General features: G+C 72.4%; 15 protein-coding genes. 6 read left to right on the forward strand and 9 right to left on the reverse strand.

Annotated features, from left to right (window positions below; genetic code table 11):
• Positions 1 to 260 precede the first annotated feature (260 nt).
• Positions 261 to 1,610 (forward strand): M20/M25/M40 family metallo-hydrolase, encoded by a 1,350-nt coding sequence (locus tag ACBR40_RS45050; RefSeq protein ID WP_344210005.1) that lies wholly within the window; start codon positions 261 to 263, stop codon positions 1,608 to 1,610.
• 5 nt (positions 1,611 to 1,615) lie between these two features.
• Here ACBR40_RS45050 and ACBR40_RS45055 read toward each other — a convergent pair whose 3' ends face one another.
• Positions 1,616 to 2,080 (reverse strand): NUDIX domain-containing protein, encoded by a 465-nt coding sequence (locus ACBR40_RS45055; protein ID WP_364449593.1) that lies wholly within the window; start codon positions 2,078 to 2,080, stop codon positions 1,616 to 1,618.
• Positions 2,081 to 2,134: 54 nt separating this feature from the next.
• Between ACBR40_RS45055 and ACBR40_RS45060 the strand changes: the two genes are divergently transcribed.
• Complete coding sequence (locus tag ACBR40_RS45060; protein WP_371252690.1) at positions 2,135 to 2,827, forward strand: class I SAM-dependent methyltransferase family protein; 693 nt, start codon at positions 2,135 to 2,137, stop codon at positions 2,825 to 2,827.
• Positions 2,824 to 3,687 carry a phosphotransferase family protein gene (locus ACBR40_RS45065; protein ID WP_371252691.1) on the forward strand — a complete coding sequence of 288 codons (864 nt, stop codon included), beginning with the start codon at positions 2,824 to 2,826 and terminating at the stop codon, positions 3,685 to 3,687. The genes ACBR40_RS45060 and ACBR40_RS45065 overlap by 4 nt, the downstream gene beginning before the upstream one ends.
• Positions 3,688 to 3,699: 12 nt before the next feature.
• Here the strand turns inward: ACBR40_RS45065 and ACBR40_RS45070 are convergent, their stop codons facing one another.
• The 3 genes from ACBR40_RS45070 to ACBR40_RS45080 form a co-directional block, all read right to left on the reverse strand.
• Positions 3,700 to 3,903, reverse strand: coding sequence for a hypothetical protein (locus tag ACBR40_RS45070; RefSeq protein ID WP_344210015.1), 204 nt, complete (start codon positions 3,901 to 3,903; stop codon positions 3,700 to 3,702).
• A 20-nt stretch (positions 3,904 to 3,923) separates the two neighbouring features.
• Entirely contained in the window at positions 3,924 to 4,520 is a 597-nt protein-coding gene (locus ACBR40_RS45075; RefSeq protein WP_371252692.1) for an ArsR/SmtB family transcription factor, read from the reverse strand.
• A 95-nt stretch (positions 4,521 to 4,615) separates the two neighbouring features.
• Positions 4,616 to 5,146 carry a cysteine dioxygenase gene (locus tag ACBR40_RS45080; RefSeq protein WP_371252693.1) on the reverse strand — a complete coding sequence of 177 codons (531 nt, stop codon included), beginning with the start codon at positions 5,144 to 5,146 and terminating at the stop codon, positions 4,616 to 4,618.
• Positions 5,147 to 5,257: 111 nt separating this feature from the next.
• Here ACBR40_RS45080 and ACBR40_RS45085 point away from each other — a divergent pair, with 111 nt between their 5' ends.
• The 3 genes from ACBR40_RS45085 to ACBR40_RS45095 all read left to right on the forward strand — a co-directional run bounded on the left by ACBR40_RS45085 (position 5,258) and on the right by ACBR40_RS45095 (position 9,242).
• Positions 5,258 to 6,121 (forward strand): LysR family transcriptional regulator, encoded by an 864-nt coding sequence (locus ACBR40_RS45085; RefSeq protein WP_371252694.1) that lies wholly within the window; start codon positions 5,258 to 5,260, stop codon positions 6,119 to 6,121.
• Positions 6,122 to 6,142: 21 nt separating this feature from the next.
• The gene (locus tag ACBR40_RS45090; protein WP_344210023.1) at positions 6,143 to 6,769 is read left to right on the forward strand and encodes a LysE family translocator; all 627 of its coding nucleotides are present in this window, start codon (positions 6,143 to 6,145) and stop codon (positions 6,767 to 6,769) included.
• Positions 6,770 to 6,887: 118 nt separating this feature from the next.
• Positions 6,888 to 9,242: a GDSL-type esterase/lipase family protein gene (locus tag ACBR40_RS45095; RefSeq protein WP_371252695.1), complete on the forward strand. Its 2,355-nt coding sequence runs from the start codon at positions 6,888 to 6,890 to the stop codon at positions 9,240 to 9,242.
• A 22-nt stretch (positions 9,243 to 9,264) separates the two neighbouring features.
• Here the strand turns inward: ACBR40_RS45095 and ACBR40_RS45100 are convergent, their stop codons facing one another.
• The 5 genes from ACBR40_RS45100 to ACBR40_RS45120 are packed head-to-tail and all read right to left on the reverse strand — an operon-like array spanning position 9,265 to position 15,432.
• Positions 9,265 to 10,851, reverse strand: a complete 1,587-nt coding sequence (locus ACBR40_RS45100; RefSeq protein WP_371252696.1) for an acyl-CoA synthetase — start codon at positions 10,849 to 10,851, stop codon at positions 9,265 to 9,267.
• The gene (locus ACBR40_RS45105) at positions 10,851 to 11,999 is read right to left on the reverse strand and encodes a thiolase domain-containing protein (RefSeq protein WP_371252697.1); all 1,149 of its coding nucleotides are present in this window, start codon (positions 11,997 to 11,999) and stop codon (positions 10,851 to 10,853) included. Before ACBR40_RS45105 ends, ACBR40_RS45100 begins: the two co-directional genes overlap by 1 nt.
• A 1-nt stretch (position 12,000) precedes the next feature.
• Positions 12,001 to 12,996: a lipid-transfer protein gene (locus ACBR40_RS45110; protein WP_371252698.1), complete on the reverse strand. Its 996-nt coding sequence runs from the start codon at positions 12,994 to 12,996 to the stop codon at positions 12,001 to 12,003.
• Positions 12,993 to 13,892: a Zn-ribbon domain-containing OB-fold protein gene (locus tag ACBR40_RS45115; protein ID WP_371252699.1), complete on the reverse strand. Its 900-nt coding sequence runs from the start codon at positions 13,890 to 13,892 to the stop codon at positions 12,993 to 12,995. Before ACBR40_RS45115 ends, ACBR40_RS45110 begins: the two co-directional genes overlap by 4 nt.
• Entirely contained in the window at positions 13,882 to 15,432 is a 1,551-nt protein-coding gene (locus ACBR40_RS45120; RefSeq protein WP_344210035.1) for an acyl-CoA synthetase, read from the reverse strand. Before ACBR40_RS45120 ends, ACBR40_RS45115 begins: the two co-directional genes overlap by 11 nt.
• Positions 15,433 to 15,535 lie beyond the last annotated feature (103 nt).

The raw sequence follows: 15,535 nt of genomic DNA on the forward strand, positions 1-15,535 counted from the left end.
TTCCCTCGTCTCTCAGCTAGCCCAAGTCTGCATGCTCACCGATCGTTTGCCAAGCGAATCGGTCGTAGCAGTGTGCAGGAAAATCGAGATCCGCAGAAGCACCATGTAACGGCAACGAAATCCGCATGTAGATTAACGCGATGGAGCATGTCCGTTTCGTCCCGTTTACCGGGTTGCGTCCCAGATAGGCGGGCGGATGTGATCCAATGAGTGGCAAACTGTCCAGCTTCGACGAGAACGACCCCCGGGGGAGCGTCCCAGTGACTCCAGACCAGATAGAGAGCGCCGTCGCCGCCTCGATGCCCCAGACCGTCGAGGACCTCAAGCGGCTGGCCGCCATCCCCTCCGTCGCGTTCCCGGGGCACCCGGAGGAGCCCGTGCTCGCCGCCGCCGCGGTGACGGAGGAACTGCTCCGCTCGGCCGGCCTGCCGCGCGTGCAGCAGGTCCCCGTCGAGGGCAGCTACCCGGCGGTCTACGCCGAGGCCCCCGCCCCGCCCGGAGCGCCCACCGTGCTGCTGTACGCGCACTACGACGTGCAGCCCGCCGGCGACCTCAACGCCTGGCGGACGCCCCCGTTCGAGCCGACCCTCATCGACGGCCGCCTCTACGGGCGCGGCACCGCCGACGACAAGTCCGGCGTGATGTCGCACGTCGCCGCCCTGCGCGCGTTCCGCGGCCGGTTCCCGGTCGGGATCAAGGTCATCGTCGAGGGCCAGGAGGAGTACGCGGGCGAGCGCCTGGAGGCGTTCGTCGAGCGCAACCCCGAGCTGCTGCGCGCCGACGCCATCGTGGTCGCCGACACCGGCAACCCGCGCGTCGGCGACCCGGCGGTGACGACCTCGCTGCGCGGCATGGCCGCCTTCACCGTCGAGGTCCGCACGCTGCGCGAGTCCGTCCACAGCGGCTCGGCCGGCGGCGCCGCCCCCGACGCGCTGGCCGCCCTCATGCGCATGCTGACCGCGCTGCACGACGACAACGGCGACATCCGCGTCCCCGGGCTGCCGCGGGGCTCGTTCCTCGGCCAGGGGCCGTCGGAGGAGGAGTTCAGGAAGACGGCGGGGGTGCTCGACGGGGTGTCCCTGGTGGGCTCCGGCTCGCTCGCCGACCGCCTGTGGTCGTCCTACGCCATCACCGTCACCGGCCTCGACGTGCCGACGGTGGCGCAGGCCATCAACGCGGTGCAGCCCGTGGCGCGGGCCCGCGTGACGGTCCGCGTCCCCCCGGCCGGCGACCCGAAGACGACCGTGAACGCCGTCGTCGACTTCATGCGCCAGGTGGCTCCGTGGGGCGTCCAGGTGGGCTTCGGCGACTTCACGGTGGGCTCCGGCTTCCAGGCCGACTCGGGCGGCTACGCCCGCGCCGCGCTCAACCGGGCGATGGAGCGCGCCTTCGGCCGCCCGCCGCGCGACGTCGGCGCCGGCGGCTCCATCCCGCTGGTCAACACCCTGCTCAAGCAGTTCCCGGCGGCGGAGATCCTGCTGTTCGGCGCCGAGGACGAGGACGCCGGCTGCCACGCCCCCAACGAGCGGGTCGACCTGGAGGAACTGCGCAAGGTCGCCACCGCCGAGGCCCTGTTCCTCCTGGAACTCGGCTCCCCCAGCGCGGCCTGACCTTCTCAGCCGCCCGACCCGGAGGGATTCTCCGCCAGCAGCTCCCTGTGGGCGGGTTGGAGGCCCTCCGGGAGGTCGCCGGGGTGGCACCAGCGGGCCTCCAGGATCTCCAGGGGGTCCAGTTTCAGGGTGCCGCCCGTCAGGACGGCCTCGTAGGCGAGCTCGGCGCGGAGGGCGTAGCCGCTGCGCACCCGGAGCAGCCGGCCCACGCGCACGTCGAGGCCGGTCTCCTCGCGGACCTCGCGCCGGACGGTCTCCTCGAACGTCTCCCCCCGCTTGGCGTAGCCCGTGGGGAAGCCCCAGGGGCGGCGCTCCGGCCACAGCCGGTGGCGCAGCACGAGCAGCCGGCCCTCGTCGTCGCGGACCAGGCCGGTGACGCCGATCATGAACGTGGCGTGCGTGAGCCACACCAGCCGCCACCGCAGCCGGCCGCCCAGCATCCTCCACACGCGGGCGAGAAGCCGTGTCACCGCGCTCCTTCTCTCTCTAGATCGTTCGGGTCCTGTGGGACATAGTGTCGCGTCATGGACTGGAACGAGTGGCACGACGAGTACGATCGCCCGGACTCAGCGCTGGCGCGGCGGCTGGTGGCGGTCCAGGAGCGCGTCAGGGCGGCGCTGGACGCCGCGCCCGCCGGGCCGCTGCGGGTGATCAGCACGTGCGCGGGCCAGGGGCGGGACCTCATCCCCGTGCTGGCGGAGCATCCCCGGCGCGACGACGTACGGGCGCGGCTGGTGGAGCTGGACCCCGCCAACTGCGACCTCGCGCGGAGCGCCGCCGCGGCGGCCGGGCTCGGCCGGGTCGAGGTGGTCGAGGCGGACGCCTCCCTGACCGACGAGTACGCCGACCTGGCGCCCGCGAACCTCGTCCTCGCCTGCGGCATCTTCGGCAACATCAGCGACGACGACGTCCGGCGGACCGTCGGCTTCTTCCCGCAGCTGTGCGCGGAGGGCGGCACGGTCGTCTGGACGCGGCACCGCGAGGAGCCGGACCTGGTGCCGCGGATCCGCATGTGGTTCGAGGAGGACGGCTTCACCCTGGAGTGGGTGTCGCCGCCGCAGGCCGGGTACGGGGTCGGCGCCCACCGCTTCACCGGGCGCCCGCGACCGCTCGCGGCCGGGGAGAGCATGTTCCGCTTCCTCGGTCACGACGAGCTGCGCCGGGCCGCACGCACATCGCCTCCGACCACCGCCGAAGGGTCCAGAGAACACCCGTGAGCATCCGTACGACGCATCGCGCTCTGCTGAGCCGTCTGCTGCCCGACGACGATCCGGACGACCTCGCCGTGCGTCAGGGGCAGTTCCACATCGTGGTCATCGGCTCGGACCGCGTCGTACGCCTGCCCCGCACCCGGTCGGCGGCCGCCCGGTTGCCCGAGCGGGTGACCGCGCTACGCGCGCTCGCCGGCCTCGACCTCGGTTTTCGCATCCCTGAACCGCTGCTCCACGGCGGCGCCCCCGGCACCGGCGAGACGCCTTTCCTGGTGCTCAGCCGTCTTCCGGGGGAGCCGCTGAAGACCGACGCGCTCGACGACGCCCACGTGGTGGACACCGTGGCCGCGCAGTGTGTCGCGCTGCTGTCGGCTCTGGCCCGCGCCGGCGCGGACGAAACGGCACGAGCGGTTCTCCCTCAAGCACCGGAAGGCCGGTGGCGGCGGTTCGCGGAGGACGTTCGCGCGGAGTTGTTCCCGCTCATGTCCCCCAGCGGACGCCTACGGGCCGAGCGGGACCTCGCGGCACTCGACAGCCTTCCCCACCTCACCGAAGCGGTGGTGCATGGCGACCTCGGTGCCGAGAACATCCTGTGGGAGTGGGAGGACGGCCTGCCGCGCCTCTCCGGAGTGCTCGACTGGGACGATGTCGCACTCGGCGACCCCGCCGAGGACCTCGCGGCCATCCGTGCCGGCCACGGTTCTCAGCTCCTGGAGCGGGTGCTCGCCCTGGGCGGCCGGCCAGACCACGGACTCCTGACCCGCATCGCCGCGATCGGCGGCACGTTCGCCCTGCAGCAAGCCCTCTACGCCGTCCGCGACGGCGACGAAGAAGAGCTCGCGGACGGCCTGGCGGAGTATCGCTGACGCAGTGCGAGGTCAGTGGTCGGTCGCGTGGCGGGGCGGCGTGCCGGTGTGGACGAGGCGCAGGCCCGTCTCCACTAAGGCCCAGCCGAGCCGGGCTCGCCAGGGACGCGGGCCCGGCGCCGGCCGGGGGCGGACGGTCGCGCGGTGGCGGGCGGCCTCGGCGCGCAGTTCGCGGGCGCGGGCTCGCTCGACGTAGAGGTAGAGGTCGGGGTCCATCGGGTTCCTCCTGGTCGGTGTCATGGCCGCCATGAGCGGAACGGGAAGCCGTACATGTGGAGTGCGACGCTCTCGCGCCCCTCGGTGTCGCCCGCGTCGCGGGCCGCCCGGCCGCGCGCCCGCCACCGGTCGGCCAGCTCGCGCAGCTCGTCGCCGAGGCCGCGCAGCTCGTCGGGCGTGAGCCACATCAGGTATTCGGAGGAGAAGGCGGCGTCGCGCCAGCCGGGCTCCCAGCTCATCTGGGCGTCGAGGTAGCCCTCGTACATCTCGTGCTGCTGGCGGGTGTGGGCGCGGCTCACGGCGGCGTGGACGGCGACCTCCTCGGGACTGTCGCGGAAGTCGGCGTCCCTGGTGGAGATGCTCTCGGCGACCGGACGCCACCAGCGCTCGCGGGCGTCGCCGCCGGCCACCGGCGCCTCCTCGATGAGGCCGTGCGCGGCCAGCTTGCGCAGGTGGTAGCTGACCAGGCTCACCGCCTCGTCGACCTGGTCGGCGAGGTGGGAGGCGGTGGCCGTGCCCGCGACGTAGAGCGCGCGGTAGAGCTTCATGCGCAGCGGGTGCCCGAGCGCCTTGAGCGTGTCGAGGTCGCGGACGTGGCGCGTCTTCTCGGTGGCCATGACTCCACCGTAGATGCGAAAATAAATTTGCGCAAATAAAGTTGCGCGTCCCCGGCATCGCGTCCCGCCATGGAGACCGGCGGGGCGTCAGGAACTCATCGCACAGGGAGGTCGTAGGCGCGGCGCACGCTGCTGCCGAGCCGCCTCAGGTCGGCCCCGTACACGTGCACGGAGACCCCGACGTCGGCGCTGGTGTTGACCACCTTGTGGATGTCGCCGGGCGGCGCGAAGCCGCTGACCTCGCCAGGCCGGTTGTCGGTCCGGCCGAGCTCGCGCAGGTGGTCGCCCATGTCCCGGTAAAGGGTCTCGTGCTCGACCCCACTCAGGATGCCGAACGCGCACCAGGAGACGTGGTCGTGGATCACGGTGACCTGGCCCGGCCGCCACACGACGCCGACGATCGAGAAGCCCTCCTCGGCGTGGAGCAGGTGGGAGACGTACGTGTCGGGCCTGCCCGCCCGCTCCTCCGGCGTGAGCAGGCCGGGGCCGGGCAGGCGCTCGCGCAACACGTCGGCGGCGGCGTACGCGGTGTGCTCGGGGTCCAGGCCCCGGGCCACGACGGCGGAGATGCCGCTGACGAGCGGCTCCAGACCCGGCCTGGCGAGTGCGGTCACGGCGACTTCCATGGTTGCCCTTCAGGGAGAGCAGACGGTGGTCTTTCCCTCTCCACAGTGCTACCGCCGGTATCGATAGGTCCAACAGAAGTGTTCTGGCTCACCCATAGATATGGTCGATGAATGCTGGACGTCGTCCGCCTCCGGGTCCTCCTCGCGGTCGCCCGCAAGGGCTCGGTCACCGCCGCCGCCAAGGAGCTGCACTACTCGCAGCCGTCCGTGAGCCACCACCTGGCCCGGCTGGAGGCCGAGACCGGGGCCCGGCTGGTGCAGCGCGTGGGCCGGGGCATCCGGCTGACCGAGGCCGGGTGGCTGCTCGCCGAGCGCGCCGCCGAGATCATCGGCCGGCTCGACGACGCCGCCGAGGAGCTGGCCGCCCACGTGGGCCTGCGCGCCGGCCGGGTGCGCCTGGCCGCCTTCCCCTCCTCGCTCGGGACGTTCGTCCCGCGGGCGGTCACGGTGCTCAAGGCCGGCCATCCCGGCCTCCGGCTCGACCTCACCGAGGCGGGGCCGCCAGAGGCGCTGCGGCTGCTGCGCGCCGGCCGCGCCGACGTGGCCGTGATCTTCCGCTATGACGACACCGCCCCCGAGGAACGCGGGATCACCATGATCCCCCTCATGGACGACCCCGGCTACCTGGTCGCCGACCGCCCGGTGGACGGCGACCTGGCGGCGCACGCCGGCGCCTCCTGGATCGCCGGCTGCGAACGCTGCCGCACTCACCTCCTGGACGTGTGCGCCAGGGCGGGCTTCGCCCCGCGCGTCTCGTTCACCAGCGACGACATCGTGGCCGTGCAGGCGCTGGTGGCCTCCGGCCTCGGCCTCACCATGCTGCCCGGCCTCGCCCTGCGCGCCCACCGCCACCCGGGCGTCGAGGTCGCCGAGATCGCCGGTTCGAGCCGGCACGTGTACGCCGCCGTCCTCGGCGAGCCGCCCCACCCGCCGCCCGTCGAGGCGCTGCTCCACACGCTGAGGAAAAGTCGTTGACGCCCTTCTTATGATGCATGTATGCCTGATGTCGCGACTCTCGCGCTGTTCTGCGCGCTGACGCTCGGCCTGCTCGTGGTGCCGGGACCCGCGGTCCTCTACATCGTCACCCGCAGCGTCGCCCAGGGCCGCAGCGCGGGGCTGATCAGCGTGCTGGGCGTGCACGCCGGTTCGGTCGTGCACGTGGCCGCGGCGGCGCTCGGCCTCAGCGCGCTGCTGGCCGCCTCCGCCACGGCCTACGCCGTGGTCAAGTGGGGCGGCATCGCCTACCTGGTCTGGCTCGGCGTACGCAACCTCGTCCGGCGCGGCGGCGGCGAGGAGGCCGTGGAGCTGCGGGTGCAGTCGAAGCGGCGGCTGTTCTGGGAGGGGGTCGTGGTCAACGTGCTCAACCCGAAGACGGCGATCTTCTTCCTGGCGTTCCTGCCGCAGTTCACCGACCCGGCCGCCGGGCCCCTCGGGCCGCAGATCCTGCTGCTCGGGCTGCTGTGGATCGCGCTCGGCATGGCCTCCGACGGCACGTACGCGATGCTCGCCTCAGCCCTCGCCGGGCGGCTGCGGGCCTCCCGGCGGGCGCAGCGGCGGCTGGAGGTGGGCAGCGGAGTCGTCTATCTCGGGCTGGCGGCCTGGCTCACGGCCGAGAAGGCCTGACGCGCCGAGGGGCGCGCCACCCAGGGTTCACCTGCCGGCCATCCGCTTCTTGATCTCCATCTCGTGACCGGCGATACCTTCTCCGAGCGGTCATCGTTCCCACGGAGCAAGGTGGCAGATGTTACGAGCGCGTCGGTTCCTGATCTCCCTGCTGTCCGTCGTGATGGTGGTGTGCCTCGCCCCCGCCCTGCCTGCGCGAGCGGCCGACCGGGACGTCACCATCACCCTCAACGCCGCCGACCTCGGCCTGAGCCCTGCCGTCCTGCGCGACCTGGTCCCCGAGGTGCAGGCGGAGATCAGGGAGCACGGCGGCCTGGGCGGAGCGCTCAAGCAGGCCGTCGCGGACGGCTCGGTCCCGGTGCACGAACGGGTGGACACCTCGGTGTGGCCCAACTTCGCCGGCACGGTCAACCTGACCTCCAACGGCAGCGGGCTGGTCCTCACCATCCCGGCCGGTGAGATCACCACCTCCAGCTTCTGGCAGGACATCGCCGCCACGGCGATCGGCTGGATCATCGGCTACGGGCTCAGGATGCTCTGCATCGGCTTCCTGACGTCCAGCGGCGTGGGCGCCGCGATCATCCCGCTGGTCTGCACCCCGCTCCAGACCACCGTGACCGGCATCATGACGGCGATCATGACGCACACGTTCGCGGGCACCCTGGGCACCATCGAGGCGACCAGGGACATCATCATCGCCGGGATCCTCGGGCTGGCGGGCGGCGTCCTGTGGGAGAAGTACCTCGCCCCGTGGGCGAAGGCCCAGCTCGCCACGTCCATCAAGAAGGCCGGCGGCTGGATCAGGGCCCAGGTGCCCTGGCTCGACCGCTGGTTCGGCGGCGTGGTCGCCGAGCGGGTGGAGAATCTCGGCTGGCGGTTCGAGGAGCTGGAGCGGCTCATCGCCGAGGAGACGGCGGCCTGGGCCGGGGTCTCCTCGAACCTCCAGCGGGAGCTGCGGATCATGCCGCTCGGCGACTCGATCACGCACGGCGCGGGCAGCTCGAACGGCGGCGGTTACCGGCCGGCGCTGCACAACCTGCTGAAGGACGACGGGGCCGGCGTCACGTTCGTCGGCTCACAACGCTCGGGCCCGGCGCCCGACGCCCACGAGGGGCACCCCGCCTGGACGATCTCCCAGCTCGCCGGCGTCGTCGACGCGGCGCTGGCCATGTACCGGCCCAACGTGGTGCTGCTGCACATCGGCACCAACGACCTGAACAACAACGACAACCCGGCAGGCGCGCCGGCCAGGCTCGGGGCCCTCATCGACCAGATCTTCCGCGCCGCCCCCGACGTGACCGTCCTGGTCTCGACCGTCGTCCCGTCCGGCTGGGGACCGACCCAGGAGCGGATCCTGCGGTTCAACGAGGCGATCCGGCTGGAGGCGGGGGCGCGGTGGGCCGCCGGCAAGCACGTCTACCTGGTCAACCTGACCACGGTGACGCTCACCGACCTGACCGACCTCCTGCATCCGAACGACTCCGGCTACCTGAAGATGGCGGGGGCGTTCCACCAGGGCCTGGTGCAGGTGGCGCGGGCCGGCTGGATCGGCGCGCCCGGCGGCGGGAACCCGGCTCCGGCCCCCGTCAGAGGCTGGGTCCCGCAGGGCACGGTCGCGTCCGGGACGTACGGCGGGGACACCAGCAGGGTCGTCTACGCCGATCTCGACGGCGACGGCAGGGCCGACCACCTCCAGGTCAACGCCGACAGCTCGGTCCGGGCCTGGCTCAACGGCGGCCCCAACCCCAAGGAGCCCGCCGGCGGCGGCGACTGGTTCTGGCTCCCCCAAGGCAAGATCGCGAGCGGCGTCGGGGCGCCCGGGGCGAACATCCGCTTCACCGACCTCAACGGCGACGGCAGAGCCGACTACGTGAAGGTCAACGCCGACAGCTCGGTCCAGGCCTGGCTCAACGGCGGCCCCAACCCCAAGGAGCCCGTCGGCGGCGGCGACTGGTTCTGGTTCCCCCAAGGCACCATCGCGGGCGGCGTCGGCGCGCCGGGCAGCCACATCCGCTTCGCCGACCTCGACGGCGACCGCAGGGCCGACTACGTGAAGGTCAACGACGACAGCTCCGTCCAGGCCTGGCTCAACGGCGGCCCCAAGCCCGGGGGCGGCGACTGGTACTGGCTCCCCCAGGGCACCATCGCGAGCGGCGTCGGCCAGCCCGGCCACCGGGTCCGCTTCGCCCCGCTCCACGGCAGCCGGTCCGCCGACTACCTTCTCATGGGCCGCTTCGACGACAACCACACCGGCACCCAGCCCTACGACAGCTCCGTGCAGGTCTGGCGGAACGGCGGGCCCAAGCCAGGAGGCGGCGACTGGTACTGGATGCCGGGCGGCGAGGTCGCGAGCGGGGTCCTGGTGGAGGGCGCCAGGATCCAGTTCGCCGACATCGACGGCGACGGCCGGGCCGACTACCTGGACGTCGCGCCGGGAACGGGCACGACCCGGGCGTGGATCAACTTCGGCTGACCGGGAGACCGTCGGGGCCGGCTCAGGATTCGCCGGCCTCGACGGTCTCCCGCGCCCACCGGTAGTCCGCCTTCCCCGCCGGGGAGCGGACCATCTGGTCCACGAACGCGTACGAACGCGGCACCTTGTACCCCGACAGCAGCGTGCGGCAGTGCGCGTCCAGCTCCTCCGCCGTGAGATCGGCCTCCGGCCGCGGCTCGACGACCGCCGCCACCCGGTTGCCCCAGCGCTCGTCCGGCACCCCGGTCACCACCGCGTCGAACACGCCGGGATGGCCCTTGAGCACCGCCTCGACCTCCTCGGGGAACACCTTCTCCCCGCCCGTGTTGATGCACTGCGAGCCGCGCCCGAACACGTTGACCGTGCCGTCCGGGTCGACGGTGGCGAGGTCGCCGGTGAGCAGCCAGCGGGTGCCCTGCTCGTCGGTGACGAACGTGCGGGCGGTCTTCTCGGGGTCGTTGTAGTAGCCGAACGCGACCCGTCCCGTCCGCGCGACGGTGCCGAGCGTGCCCGAGCCGGGCTCGACCGGGCGGCCCGCCTCGTCCAGCACGGCCAGCCGGACCACCGCGTTCGGCTGGTAGCGCAGGCCCTTCTCGGGCGAGGACCCGGCGACGGCGGAGGCGGTGTAGCCGGACTCGGTGGAGCCGAAGTTGTCGAGGATCATGACGTTCGGCAGGAGCTCCTGGAGGCGGTCGCGGACCGCGCCCGACAGGATCGCGCCCGTCGAGCTGACCACGAACAGCGACGACACGTCGTACGAGCCCGCGGCCAGCGCCTCGGCGAGCGGCCTGGCCATGGCGTCGCCGGTGATGTTGACGGTGAGCACGCGCTCGCGCTCGACGGTCCGCCAGACCTCGTCGGGGTCGAACTTGCGGACGTACACCATGGTCCCGCCCATGCACCAGGTGATGAACGTGGCCATCTGCGCCGCCCCGTGCATGAGCGGCGGCACCGCCATCATCGTCATCGGCCCGGCCTTGACCGCCTCGTCGATGACCTCCTGCGGGGTGGCCCGCGGCTCGCCGCCGGGGTTGCCGCCGCCGAAGCCGAAGAACAGGTCCTCGACCCGCCACATCGCGCCCTTCGGCATGCCGGTGGTGCCGCCGGTGTAGATGATGTAGACGTCCTGGCCGGAGCGCTGCGGGAAGCCCCGTTCCGGCTTGCCGCTCTCCAGCGCGGACTCGTACGTCACCGCCGAGCCGATCGACGGCGGCCCGCCGACCGCGATCAGGTGCTCCAGCAGCGGCGCCTCGCCCACGACGGCGGCGACGCGCGGCTCGAACTCGACGTCGTAGATCAGCGCGCGGATGTCGGAGTCCCGGTAGAGGTAGAGCAGCTCGGACTCGACGTAGCGGTAGTTGACGTTGATCGGCACGGCGCGGAGCTTCAGCGCGGCCAGCATCCCGGCGACGTACGGCAGCCCGTTGTAGAGCTGGAGCCCGACGTGCTCGCCGGGGCCGACGCCCAGGCCGTCGAGGTAGTGGGCGAGCCGGTTGGCCTCGGCGTCCAGCTCGGCGTAGGTGCGGCGGTCGGCGTCGCAGATCACCGCGACCCGGTCGGGGATCGCGTCCGCCAGCCCTTCGAACAGGTCCGCGTGGTTGAACTCCATCAGAGTTTCTCCCGTCCCACGATCCACATGGCGAAGAACTGGGCGCCGCCGCCGTAGGCGTGGCCGAGCGCGGTGCGGGCGCCGTCCACCTGGTGCTCGCCGGCCTGGCCGCGCACCTGCTGTGCGGCCTCGGCGAACCTGATGAGCCCGGACGCGCCGATCGGGTTGCTGGACAGCACGCCGCCGGAGGCGTTCCAGGGGGTGTCGCCGTCGAGGGCGGTGGCGCCGGACTCGGTGAGCTTCCAGCCCTCGCCCTCGGCGCAGAAGCCGAGGTTCTCCAGCCACATGGGCTCGTACCAGGAGAAGGGCACGTAGACCTCGGCCACGTCGATCTGCCGGCGCGGGTCGGTGATGCCGGCCTGCCGGTAGACGTCGGCGGCGCAGTCCTTGCCCGCCTGCGGGCTGACCGTGTCGCGGTCGGCGCGGAAGATCGGCTCCGAGCGCATGGCGGTGCCGTGCACCCAGGCGGGCGTGCCGGTGACGGCCGACTCGGCGGCGAGCACCATGGCGCAGGCGCCGTCGCTGGACGGGCAGGTCTCCAGGTAGCGGATCGGCTCCCAGAGCATGGGCGTGGACTCGACCATCTTCTGGTCGATGCCGGGGATCTTGAGGTGCGCGTACGGGTTCTTCAGCGCGTTGAGCCGGTCCTTGACCGCGACGAGCGTGCCGATGTGGCCGGGCGCGCCGGTCCTGCGCATGTACTCGCGGATGTGCGGCGCGAAGTAGCCGCCCGCCCCCACCACGAGCGAGGCGCTGAACGGCAGGTGCGTGGACAGCGCCCAGGTGGCGTTGGACTCCGACTGCTTCTCGAAGGCCACGACCAGCACCCGCTCGTGCACCCCGCCCTGGATGAGCGAGGCGCCGACCAGCGCGGTGGAGCCGCCGACGCTGCCGGCCGTGTGGACCCGCATGACCGGCTTGCCGGCCGCGCCGAGCGCGTCGGCCAGGTACGCCTCCGGCATCATCACGCCCTCGAACAGGTCCGGCGCCTTGCCGATGACGACGGCGTCGATGTCCTTGAACGTCAGCCCGGCGTCCTCCAGTGCCCGCACCGCGGCCTCGCGCACCAACCCGGCGACCGAGACGTCCTGGCGGCGGGTCGTGTAGTGCGTCTGCCCGACGCCGATGACCGCACAGCGGTTGCCCATCTCAGCCCTCCAGGACGGTGACGAGGTTGTGCTGCAGGCAGGGGCCGCCGGCGGCGTGCGCGACGGTCCGGTGGTTGCGGCCGTCGAGGATGCGCTGCGCGGCCTCGCCGATGCGGATGAGGCCGGTCGCCATGACGGGGTTGGCGGCGAGCGGGCCGCCGGACGGGTTGACGACGGTGTCGCCGGTCAGCTCCAGCGCCTCGCGCAGGATGATCTCCTCGTGCGCGAACTGGGCGTGCAGCTCGGCCACCTCGACGGGGCCCTTGCCGACGCCGGCGGCGCGGGCGGCGTCGGCCGCGGAGGCCGACCGGGCGAGGTCCCGCATGCCCAGGTAGTGGGGCTCGATCCGGTGGGCGAGGCCCCTGATGTAGGCGGGGGTGGAGGTGAGGCGGGTGGCGAGGTCGCCGGCGGCCAGCACGACCGCCGCCGCGCCGTCGGTGATGGGCGGCGCCACGAGCCCGTCCCCTTCGGGGTCGGGCAGGTCCAGCGCGTACGGGTTCGCCCGTCCGTCCGCCCGGCTGCGGCGTACGATCTCGTCGAGCTCCGCGCGCTCCGCGCCGAGTGCGGCGGCCTGGAGCCCGGCGTAGGAGAGCTGGTCGAGGCCGAGGGGGGCCAGATAGTACGGGTCGAGCTGCAACGTCATGATCGTGCGCAGGTCGCCGAGCGAGGTCTTGCCGAACCCGTACACGAGGGCCGAGTCGATGTCGCCGTGCTGGAGGCGTACCCATGCCTCGTACAGCGCCCAGGCGGCGTCCATCTCGACGTGGCTCTCGGAGATCGGCGGCCAGGCGGCCAGCGCGTCGAGCGCCGAGACGAACGAGAACGGCGCGCCCGCCAGGTAGTCGCAGCTCCCCGAGCAGGTGAAGCCGAACCGGGTGAGCCCGGTGCGCTCCTTCACCTCGTTGATGACGGGCAGGATCAGCTCGGGCTCGCTGAGGCCGGTGTCGTGGTCGGTGTGCCGCGTCTGCGCGAACGCGACGATCGCTACCTCTCTCATGACAGCTCCACGTCGGGCTCGCCGGTGGGGGCGAACCAGCGGATGTTCGCCATGGACGCCGTACGCTCGCTCTCGGGCACCCACACGGCCCGCACCCGCATGCCCTGCCGCACCTCGTGCGCGGGCACGCCCGCGACCAGCGCGATCATCGGGAGGTCGGCCCCGTCGAGCAGGATGTACGCCGACACGAAGGGCACTTCGGGCGCCCGCGGATCGGGCAGGTTGTTGATGGCGAACGTGGTGATCGTCCCGGTGTCGGGCAGTTCGAGGGTGTCCGGGATGGGGCCTCCGCACTCGGGGCAGAAGGTGCGGTAGGGGACGTACACCTTCGCGCACCGCTCGCACCGCCCGCCGAGCAGCACGCCGCGCTCCACGCCGGCCAGGAACACGCCGAGCGAGCCGCCCGCCCGCAGCCGGTACTCCGCGCGGACCGGGGATACGATCTTCGTGACCTCGGGGGCGAAGTGCCGGATGTCGGTGATGTGGCCGGTGGGCTGCTCCCGCCACACCGGCCGGACCCGCATCCCGGCCCGCATGGCCTTGGGGTGCTCGGGGACGACGGCGTGCACGAGCGCCGTGTCCGCGCCGTCGAGCGCGATCAGCGCCCAGGCGAAGGGGATGTCCACCGGGTGGGAGTCGAGCGGCTCCTGCACCCATGTCCAGGTGGTGACCGTGCCGGCCGGGCCGACCTCGACGTACTCGCCGGTCACGGGCTCGCCGGTGGCGGGGTCGTACTCCAGGGGCGGCACCAGCACGCCGCCCTCGCTCGTCCGCACGCCGACGATGCGGCGCTCGCGCAGCTCGGTGAGGAAGCGGCCCACCACCGGGCCGGTCGAGCGGGTGTAACCGCCGGGGAACTCCAGGACGTGCTGAGCGACCAGCGGATCAGATGGCACGGTCGTGTCCCTCCCAGTACGGGTCGCGGAGCTTGCGTTTGTGCAGCTTGCCGTTCGGTTCGCGGGGCATCTCGGCGATGAAGTCGATCGTTCGCGGCCACTTCATGCGGGCCAGCCGGCCCTCCAGTGAGGCCAGCAGCTCGGCGGCGAGCTCGGGGCCCGGCTCGGCGCCCGGGGCGGGCTCGACGACGGCCTTGATCTGCTCGCCCCACTCCTCGTCCGGGATGCCGAACACGGCCACGTCCGCGACCTTGGGGTGGATCATGAGCTCGTTCTCGATCTCGGCGGGGTAGATGTTCGCGCCGCCCGAGATGATGAGGTCGGCCTTGCGGTCGCAGAGGTAGAGGAAGCCGTCCTCGTCGAGGTAGCCGATGTCGCCGACCGTGAAGTGGTCCTTGAGGCGGTTGGCGGCGGTCTTGTCCGGGTCGCCCTTGTACTCGAACGACGCGCCGAGCATCTTCATGTAGATCGTGCCGGGGGTGCGGGCAGGGACCGGCTCGCCCTGCTCGTCCACGATGAGCAGCTCGCTGATGGGCCAGGCCGTGCCGACCGTGCCCGGGTGCGCCTTCCAGCCCTCGGGGGTGGCGAGGGTGCCGCCGCCCTCCGTGGCCGCGTAGTACTCGTACACGCAGTCGCCCCACCACTCCAACATCGCCCATTTCACCGGGACGGGACAGGGGGCGGCGGCGTGGATCATCCATGTGAGCGAGGACAGGTCGTAGGCGCGCCGAGTCTCCTCCGGCAGCGCGAGCAGCCGCTTGAAGTGCGTCGGCACCATGTGGGAGCTGGTGACGCGGTGCCGCTCGCACAGGCGCAGCAGCTCCTCGGCGTCGAAGCGGTCCATGTAGACGAGCGTGTGGCCCATGTGCAGGGCCGTGCCGCCGAACTGGGTGACGGCGGTGTGGTAGCTCGGCGAGGTGACCAGGTGCGCGTTGGGGCGTCCCGGGGTGACGCCGAACAGTCCCAGCAGGAACGTCATCAGCTCGGCGCCGTCGTCCGGGTCCAGGCCGCTGAGCGGGCGGCGCACGCCCTTCGGCTTGCCGGTGGTGCCGGAGGTGTAGTGCATGGTCAGGCCGGCGGTGCGGTCGGGTGGCGCGGTGCCGGGACGGCCGTCGGTCAGCTCGCGCATCGGCCGGAACCCGTCCGTCCCCTCCCCCATGAGGAAGCGGCGCTCGGGGGCGATGGCCTCGGCCGCCCGCGCGCCCTCCTGGAGGAAGCGCGGGTGCACGAAGAACGCCTTCGCCTCGCTGTCGGAGACGATGTAGGCGATCTCCGGTCCGGTGAGGTGCCAGTTGACCGGCGTGTAGTACCAGCCGGCCTGGAGCGCGGCCAGGTACAGCACGAGGCCGTCGGCGCCGTTCGGCACCAGGCCGCAGACGCCGTCGCCGGGCTGGAGCCCGAGCTCGTCGCGCAGGCCGTGGACGAGGCGGTTGGCCCGGGCCAGGAGGTCGCCCGCGCGGTGTTCCGCGCCGTCGGGGTCCACGGCGGCGATCCAATCGGGATCCGCCTGCGCGAGCCTCCAGAAACCGAGCGTGCCCATGTGCGCTCCTCGCGGCCGACGAAAAAACAGGAACCTGTTCTCGTTTGCTGCTGGGAGCGTATCCTGGGGCGAAGTGCGTAGCAAGCGCTTGATACGAGACTTC

Source organism: Nonomuraea sp. AD125B (genome assembly GCF_041402765.1).
Lineage (GTDB): Bacteria > Actinomycetota > Actinomycetes > Streptosporangiales > Streptosporangiaceae > Nonomuraea > Nonomuraea bangladeshensis.

Bases quoted from the DNA above. Each gene is read 5' to 3' on its own strand.
- ACBR40_RS45060 (WP_371252690.1), top strand. From the start codon at position 2,135: ATGGACTGGAACGAGTGGCACGACGAGTACGATCGCCCGGACTCAGCG.
- ACBR40_RS45070 (WP_344210015.1), bottom strand. From the start codon at position 3,903: ATGGACCCCGACCTCTACCTCTACGTCGAGCGAGCCCGCGCCCGCGAA.
- ACBR40_RS45075 (WP_371252692.1), bottom strand. From the start codon at position 4,520: ATGGCCACCGAGAAGACGCGCCACGTCCGCGACCTCGACACGCTCAAG.
- ACBR40_RS45080 (WP_371252693.1), bottom strand. From the start codon at position 5,146: ATGGAAGTCGCCGTGACCGCACTCGCCAGGCCGGGTCTGGAGCCGCTC.
- ACBR40_RS45085 (WP_371252694.1), top strand. From the start codon at position 5,258: ATGCTGGACGTCGTCCGCCTCCGGGTCCTCCTCGCGGTCGCCCGCAAG.
- ACBR40_RS45090 (WP_344210023.1), top strand. From the start codon at position 6,143: ATGCCTGATGTCGCGACTCTCGCGCTGTTCTGCGCGCTGACGCTCGGC.
- ACBR40_RS45095 (WP_371252695.1), top strand. From the start codon at position 6,888: ATGTTACGAGCGCGTCGGTTCCTGATCTCCCTGCTGTCCGTCGTGATG.
- ACBR40_RS45100 (WP_371252696.1), bottom strand. From the start codon at position 10,851: ATGGAGTTCAACCACGCGGACCTGTTCGAAGGGCTGGCGGACGCGATC.
- ACBR40_RS45105 (WP_371252697.1), bottom strand. From the start codon at position 11,999: ATGGGCAACCGCTGTGCGGTCATCGGCGTCGGGCAGACGCACTACACG.
- ACBR40_RS45110 (WP_371252698.1), bottom strand. From the start codon at position 12,996: ATGAGAGAGGTAGCGATCGTCGCGTTCGCGCAGACGCGGCACACCGAC.
- ACBR40_RS45120 (WP_344210035.1), bottom strand. From the start codon at position 15,432: ATGGGCACGCTCGGTTTCTGGAGGCTCGCGCAGGCGGATCCCGATTGG.